This is a genomic window from uncultured Streptococcus sp., assembly GCF_915066115.1.
Taxonomy (GTDB): Bacteria; Bacillota; Bacilli; order Lactobacillales; family Streptococcaceae; genus Streptococcus.
On the sequence record NZ_CAJZDT010000090.1, the window covers coordinates 1 to 7,895 of the forward strand.

General features: G+C 42.5%; 8 protein-coding genes. 6 read left to right on the top strand and 2 right to left on the bottom strand.

Features of this window, described 5'->3' with window-relative positions; genetic code table 11:
- Positions 1 to 132: 132 nt before the first annotated feature.
- Entirely contained in the window at positions 133 to 1,173 is a 1,041-nt protein-coding gene (adhP, locus tag QZ565_RS06750; RefSeq protein WP_295527330.1) for an alcohol dehydrogenase AdhP, read from the bottom strand.
- 330 nt (positions 1,174 to 1,503) lie between these two features.
- Positions 1,504 to 2,316, bottom strand: coding sequence for a Cof-type HAD-IIB family hydrolase (locus tag QZ565_RS06755; RefSeq protein WP_295527333.1), 813 nt, complete (start codon positions 2,314 to 2,316; stop codon positions 1,504 to 1,506).
- A 189-nt stretch (positions 2,317 to 2,505) separates the two neighbouring features.
- Between QZ565_RS06755 and QZ565_RS06760 the strand changes: the two genes are divergently transcribed.
- From QZ565_RS06760 to folB, 6 genes are all read left to right on the top strand, one after another.
- Complete coding sequence (locus tag QZ565_RS06760; protein WP_295527336.1) at positions 2,506 to 3,924, top strand: NCS2 family permease; 1,419 nt, start codon at positions 2,506 to 2,508, stop codon at positions 3,922 to 3,924.
- Positions 3,925 to 3,976: 52 nt separating this feature from the next.
- Entirely contained in the window at positions 3,977 to 4,684 is a 708-nt protein-coding gene (locus tag QZ565_RS06765) for a CPBP family intramembrane glutamic endopeptidase (RefSeq protein ID WP_295527339.1), read from the top strand.
- A 93-nt stretch (positions 4,685 to 4,777) separates the two neighbouring features.
- Entirely contained in the window at positions 4,778 to 5,755 is a 978-nt protein-coding gene (gene folP / locus QZ565_RS06770) for a dihydropteroate synthase (RefSeq protein ID WP_295527342.1), read from the top strand.
- 1 nt (position 5,756) lies between these two features.
- A complete protein-coding gene (locus QZ565_RS06775) occupies positions 5,757 to 7,079 on the top strand; it encodes a folylpolyglutamate synthase/dihydrofolate synthase family protein (RefSeq protein ID WP_295527345.1) in 1,323 nt (440 codons plus the stop codon).
- Positions 7,060 to 7,614, top strand: a complete 555-nt coding sequence (folE, locus tag QZ565_RS06780; protein WP_000380913.1) for a GTP cyclohydrolase I FolE — start codon at positions 7,060 to 7,062, stop codon at positions 7,612 to 7,614. Before QZ565_RS06775 ends, folE begins: the two co-directional genes overlap by 20 nt.
- A 42-nt stretch (positions 7,615 to 7,656) precedes the next feature.
- The coding region (gene folB, locus QZ565_RS06785) for a dihydroneopterin aldolase (RefSeq protein WP_295527349.1) at positions 7,657 to 7,895 on the top strand (239 nt) is incomplete at its 3' end.

The window sequence follows — 7,895 nt, forward strand, 5'->3', positions numbered from 1 at the left end:
AAATAGAGTTCACCGATCCTGTCAGCAAAGAAATCCGCGTATTTGAAAGCGGCTTTACGCTTTAAGTTGTCCAATCCAATAAAAAGGCCGTCTGAAAAGTTTCAGACGGCCTTTTGTCACGGAATCATTTGATTAGTGATGAATGCAGCTGCACTCTTTGTTCATATCAATCACCATGCGGCCGGTAATTTTACCTTCGCGCATTTCTTGGAAGATGGCAGGCGCTTCATCCAAAGCACGCAATGCGACTTGAGGCACACCCAAACCTTCTGCACCGAATTGGAAGGCTTCTTCCAAGTCTTTACGAGTTCCTACAAGAGAACCGATGACTTGGATTCCATCTAAAACTGTTTTCACGATGCTGAGTTCCATCATTTCAGAAGGAAGGCCGACAGCGACAACGCGACCACCAGCACGAACTGAGTCAACAGCCTGGTTGAAGGCAACTTTAGACACAGCAGTTACGACAGCTGAGTGAGCACCTCCATCAGTTTTTTCCTTGATGAGTCCAGGTACATCTTCAACTTCGAGGCCGTTAATAACAATGTCAGCGCCTACTTCTTTTGCAAGGGCAAGTTTGTCATTGTTGATATCAACTGCGATAACATGAGCGTTGAATACTTTTTTAGCATATTGAACAGCTAGGTTACCAAGCCCACCAGCACCGTAAAGAACAACCCATTGGCCTGGTTCAACTTTGGCTTCTTTTATAGCTTTATAGGTTGTTACACCAGCACATGTGATAGAAGAGGCTTGGGCTGGATCAAGTCCGTCAGGAACTTTAACAGCATAGTCTGCAGTTACGATACATTGTTCAGCCATACCACCGTCTACTGAGTAGCCGGCATTTTTTACTGTACGGCAAAGGGTTTCGCGACCAGTTGTACAGTATTCGCAAGTACCGCATCCTTCAAAGAACCAAGCAACGCTGACACGGTCGCCAACTTTAAGACTTTTAACATCTGGTGCAATTTCTTTAACGATACCAACACCTTCGTGTCCTAAAACACGTCCTGGTACTTGACCAAAGTCACCATGGGCAACGTGGAGGTCAGTGTGGCAAACACCACAGTATTCAATTTCTACAAGTGCTTCTCCAGTTTCAAGTGGACGGAGTACTTTTTCTTCAACAGCAACACCAGTGCTTTCTGGATTTACAACAACAGCTTTCATAGCTATCCTCCTTGATATTGGCCGAGAACAGGGACAACGGGACTGGATTGATTTTGTGTCAACAGAGTCGAGTGTGACGAGCTCTCTTGTATTTATATGTGAAGTATATCACAAAAGAAAGCCTTTTCCAAGGCTTTGGAAGTAAAAAATAGAATAATCGATTAACTGGTTGATGAGACTGTGAAAAGAACACAAAGACCAGCTCGCAAGCTGGTCATACTCTTCGAAAATCAAATTCAAACCACGTCAGCTTCGCCTTGCCGTACTCAAGTACTGCCTACGGCTAGCTTCCTAGTTTGCTCTTTGATTTTCATTGAGTATCAGTATAGGTTATAAGAATAAATCTTGCAGGGTTTTGGCAACCCCGTCTTGGTCATTGGTCAGGGAAATTTTCTCATCCGCATAAGGGAGTAGCCCTGGGTTGGCATTTTTCATGGCATAGCCCTTCCCTGCAAAAGCGAGCATTTCGGTATCATTGTGTTCGTCTCCAAAGGCAATCAAATCCTTTTTATCGCGGTTCATTACTTTGAGCAAGTAGTCCAAAGCAAAGGCTTTATTGACACCTTTTGGGGTACATTCAAGGATATTGAGAGGTCCACCCCAGGTATTAATAGAAAGTTGATGCTGGTAGAAGGCGTTCATTTCTTTTGCCAGGGCATATTTGTCACTGGCTCTGGTCTGTAACAGAATACAGTTAGGGTCCTTGGTTACCAATTCAGGATTGAATTGATCTTCAGGCTGGAAAGCTTCTACACCAAATAGTTTAGGATTGGCAATTTCTTCATTAGGATTTGTAATGTAGAATTTTTTACGATATTCTCCAGCGATAAAATCAGCTTGAATATCTTCTGAACGTTGAACCATATCGAGCAGATATTTTTTGTCTACAGTCAAACACTTTTCAAAGTCCCAAGCTTGGTCTGGTAAATGAGTAAGGGAGCCGTTGAAATTAATCATAGGAGTATCTAAGCCTAGTTCACGGTAGAAATCTTTTGACATGCGGTAAGGGCGACCTGTCGTAATAACAACCTGATGGCCTTTTTCAGTAACTTTTTTAATGGTTTCTTTGGTAAAGTCAGAAATCTGACTGTCTGAGTTGAGCAGGGTTCCATCCAGGTCAACTGCAATAATTTTTTTCGTCATATAAACCTTTCTAGTGTCTTTCCAGATAAGATGTCTACTATTATAACAAAAAGCAGGCAGAAAAGCAGATTCGAAACTAAAAAAGAAATTTCATCAAATTCTTAAATAAATCAAACAAAGATATTGAAAAAGTGAATGATAAATGATATAATTCTATTATTGTTCGTAAAAATTAAAAGGAGATTGATAATGGACAAATTATTTAAACTAAAAGAGAACGGTACAGACGTTCGTACAGAGGTTCTCGCTGGTTTAACAACTTTCTTTGCAATGAGCTATATTCTCTTTGTAAACCCACAAATTCTTTCGCAAACAGGAATGCCTGCTCAGGGTGTATTCCTCGCAACGATTATCGGTGCAGTTGCTGGTACCCTGATGATGGCCTTCTACGCCAACTTACCTTATGCTCAAGCACCAGGTATGGGTCTTAACGCCTTCTTTACATTTACAGTTGTATTCGGGCTTGGTTATTCATGGCAAGAAGCCTTGGCTATGGTCTTCATCTGTGGAATTATCTCATTGATTATTACCTTGACAAATGTTCGTAAAATGATCATTGAATCGATTCCAAATGCTCTTCGTTCAGCTATTTCAGCTGGTATCGGTGTCTTTCTTGCCTACGTGGGAATTAAGAATGCTGGATTTTTGAAATTTACGATTGATCCAGGTAACTATACTGTTGTAGGAGAAGGGGCTGACAAAGCTAAAGCAACGATTGCAGCAAACTCTTCAGCAGTTCCAGGATTGGTTGACTTTAATAACCCAGCTGTTTTGGTGGCACTTGCAGGACTTGCTATCACAATCTTCTTTGTCATTAAAGGGATTAAAGGAGGAATTATCCTCTCTATCTTGACAACAACTGTTCTTGCTATCGCAGTTGGTTTGGTAGATTTGTCAAGCATCGATTTTGCTAATAACCATGTTGGTTCAGCCTTTGAAGACTTGAAGACAGTCTTTGGTGCAGCTCTTGGTTCAGAAGGTTTGGGAGCTTTGATTTCAGATACAGCTCGCTTGCCTGAAACTCTGATGGCCATTCTTGCCTTCTCATTGACAGATATTTTTGACACGATTGGTACCTTAATCGGTACTGGTGAAAAAGTTGGTATCGTAGCTACAAATGGTGAAAATCACCAATCAGCTAAGTTGGACAAGGCTCTTTATTCAGACTTGATTGGTACTTCAATTGGTGCCATCGCCGGTACTTCAAACGTAACGACTTATGTTGAGTCTGCTGCTGGTATTGGTGCAGGTGGACGTACAGGTTTGACAGCCTTGGTTGTGGCAATCTGTTTTGCAATTTCAAGCTTCTTTAGCCCACTTCTAGCGATTGTACCAACAGCCGCTACAGCTCCAATCTTGATTATCGTTGGGATTATGATGTTGGCTAGCTTGAAAAATATCCATTGGGATGATATGGCTGAAGCGGTTCCTGCCTTCTTCACATCTATCTTTATGGGATTCAGCTACTCTATCACTCAAGGGATTGCAGTTGGTTTCTTGACTTACACTTTGACTAAGCTTGTCAAAGGTCAAGCTAAAGATGTTCATGTCATGATTTGGATTTTGGATGCCTTATTTATCCTTAACTACATTAGCATGGCCTTATAATAGGATTACCCAGGGGGATTTTTCCCCTTTTTTAATACAAAGGAGATAGGTGATGAAAGAGAAAAATATGTGGAAAGAATTATTGAATCGTGCAGGTTGGCTGTTAATCTTTTTTCTGGCGACAATTTTATATCAGATTCCTATAGGGGTTACTGCTATTTTAACTTTAAATGCAGTACCACTGTTGCAGTCAGGACTGATAGTTGCTGGTATTTCGATTGTAGTTCTGGCACTATTTATTATTGGAGCTCGTAAAACGCAGTTAGCAAGTTTTAATTTTTCTTTTTTTAGAGCGAAGGATTTGGCACGTTTGGGCTTGAGTTATTTAGTTATTATCGGGTCAAATATACTTGGTTCTATCTTGCTACAACTATCAAATGAGACGACAACAGCTAACCAGTCTCAGATTAACGATATGGTTCAGAATAGTTCGTTGATTTCTAGCTTTTTCTTGTTGGCCTTGCTTGCTCCAATTTGTGAGGAAATCTTGTGCCGGGGAATTGTTCCTAAAAAGATTTTCCGAGGCAAGGAGAACTTGGGATTTGTAGTCGGTGCGATTGTGTTTGCTTTATTGCATCAACCAAGTAATTTACCTTCTTTATTGATTTATGGAGGTATGTCGATCGTTCTATCTTGGACGGCTTACAAGACCCAACGTTTGGAAATGTCTATCTTACTTCACATGATTGTGAATGGGGTTGCTTTCTGTTTGTTGGCTCTTGTGGTGATCATAAGTCGGACATTAGGGATTTCTGTTTAAGATTTTTGACAATTGCTTACTTGTTTCTACTGGGAAAAAGATGAATGCAATCGTGTCCATCTTTTTCTTTTTATGGTAAAATAGATAAATAATATGGTGAAAAGTCTTGAGGGAGTGACCGATATGTTAAGTAAAGCCAATCATGCAAAGACAGCTATTTGCGGAATTATCAATGTAACCCCAGACTCCTTTTCGGATGGTGGTCAATTTTTTGCTCTTGAGCAGGCACTCCAGCAGGCTCGTAAATTGATAGCAGAAGGGGCTAGTATGCTAGATATCGGCGGAGAATCGACTCGGCCGGGAAGAAGTAGCTATGTTGAGATAGAAGAGGAAATCCAGCGTGTTGTTCCAGTGATTAAAGCGATTCGCAAGGAAAGTAATGTCCTCATCTCTATTGATACTTGGAAGAGTCAGGTAGCAGAGGCTGCTTTGGCTGCTGGTGCCAATCTAGTCAATGATATCACTGGTCTCATGGGTGACGAAAAAATGGCCCATGTGGTAGCTAGGGCTGGAGCGAAAGTGGTCATCATGTTTAATCCAGTTATGGCTCGACCTCATCACCCTAGCTCGCTTATATTCCCTCGTTTTGGATTTGGAGAAAGCTTTACAGAGGAAGAGTTAGCTAACTTTGAAAAATTGCCAATCGAAGAGTTGATGGAGACTTTCTTTGAACGAGCACTAGCGAGAGCAGAGGAAGCTGGGATTGCACAGGAGAATATCCTGTTGGATCCAGGAATTGGCTTTGGTCTGACTAAGAAAGAAAATCTGATTCTTTTACGGGACCTGGATAAACTACATCAGCAGGGCTATCCTATCTTTCTCGGTGTTTCGCGCAAGCGATTTGTCATCAATATCCTTGAGGAGAATGGCTTCGAAGTCAATCCTGAGACAGAAGTCGGTTTCCGCAATCGGGACACGGCTTCGGCTCATGTAACCAGTATCGCTGCGAGACAGGGTGTAGAAGTGGTGCGCGTGCATGATGTAGCTAGTCACAAGATGGCAGTTGAAATTGCCTCCGCCATTCGTCTGGCAGATGATGCGGAAAATCTAGATTTAAAACAATACAAGTAAGATGAACGAAAATCAAAACAATCAGTGGATTGCCAACTACCGGACGGACCAACCGCACTTTGGTTTGGAACGCATGGTGGAACTGTTAGCCTTGCGTGGAAATCCCCATCTCAAACTCAAGGTTATCCATATCGGAGGGACCAATGGCAAGGGTTCGACCATTGCTTTTTTGAAAAATATGCTAGAAAAGCTAGGGCTGAGAGTTGGCGTGTTTAGCTCGCCCTATCTCATTCATTATACAGACCAGATTAGCATCAATAGGGAATCTATTCCCGAGGCTAGACTGGAATCTCTTATGGCGGACTATGAGTCTTTGCTGGAGGGGGAAGCGGCTGCCTATTTGCAGGGCACAACTGAGTTTGAGATTATCACAGCTCTGGCTTATGACTACTTTGCCGCAGAGCAAGTAGATGTGGCCATCATGGAAGTGGGCATGGGTGGACTTTTAGATAGTACCAATGTTTGCCAGCCCATTTTAACAGGCATTACGACTATTGGACTGGACCATGTAGCCCTACTTGGTGACACCTTGGAAGCCATAGCAGAGCAGAAAGCTGGTATTATCAAACAAGGAATTCCCTTGGTGACAGGTCGTATCGCTCCAGAAGCCTTGGCTGTGATTGACCGCATTGCGGAAGGGAAAGATGCGCCAAGACTTGCCTACGGGACAGATTATCAGGTCCGCCATCAAAAGAGTATGGTTACAGGCGAAGTCTTTGACTATACAAGTGTTGTCAGACAAGGTCGCTTCCAGACTGGTCTGTTGGGTTTGCACCAGATAGAGAATGCTGGGATGGCCATAGCTTTACTTGATAATTTTTGTCAAGAAGAAGGTCGAGAACTAGCAAGCAATCACTTGCTTGCTCAAGCCTTGGAAGAAACAAGTTGGCCAGGGCGTTTGGAAATCGTGTCAAGAGAACCCTTGATGATTTTGGATGGAGCCCACAATCCCCATGCTATCAAGGCTTTATTAGCAACTTTGCAAGAACGCTTTGCGAATTATCGTAAGGAAATCCTCTTTACTTGTATCAAAACCAAGGCCTTGGAGGATATGTTGGACTTGCTGGGGACCATGCCAGATACCGAACTTACCCTGACACATTTTGACGATAGTCGGGCGACTGATGAAAGCGTGCTGAAAGAGGCAGCTAAGTCTAGAAATCTCAGCTATCAAGATTGGCAGGATTTTCTAGAGCAGAAATTGACAGATAAAAAAGAAGAGAAAAAAACAGTTAGGATTGTCACAGGTTCCTTGTATTTCTTGAGCCAAGTGAGAGCCTATCTGATGGAGAGGAAGAACGAGAATGGATACACAAAAGATTGAAGCAGCAGTAAAAATGATTATCGAGGCTGTCGGAGAAGACGCTAACCGTGAGGGCTTGCAGGAAACGCCTGCTCGTGTGGCTCGTATGTACCAAGAGATTTTCTCAGGTCTTGGCCAAACAGCGGAGGAACATTTGTCAAAATCCTTTGAGATTATTGATGATAACATGGTGGTAGAAAAGGATATTTTTTTCCATACCATGTGTGAACACCATTTCTTACCATTTTATGGGAAAGCGCACATTGCCTACATCCCAGATGGCCGTGTGGCAGGTTTGTCTAAGCTGGCCCGTACGGTTGAAGTGTATTCGAAAAAGCCACAAATTCAAGAGCGTTTGAATATCGAAGTGGCCGATGCCTTGATGGAGTATCTGGGTGCTAAAGGAGCCTTTGTTGTCATTGAAGCAGAACATATGTGTATGAGCATGCGTGGTGTCAGAAAACCAGGCACTGCAACCTTGACGACAGTAGCTCGTGGTCTATTTGAAACAGATAAGGACCTCCGAGACCAGGCTTATCGTTTAATGGGACTATAAAAAGAATCCGCTTTGGGCGGATTTTTCTAGAAAGGAATCATTATGGATCAACTACAGATTAAGGATTTGGAAATTTTTGCCTATCATGGTCTTTTTCCTAGTGAGAAAGAATTGGGGCAGAAGTTTGTTATTTCCGCAATCCTATCCTATGATATGACCAAGGCGGCGACAGATTTGGATTTAACAGCCTCTATCCATTATGGAGAACTGTGTCAGCAGTGGACGGCTTGGTTTCAGGAAACAACTGAGGACTTGATTGAAACGGTAGCCTACAAACTAGT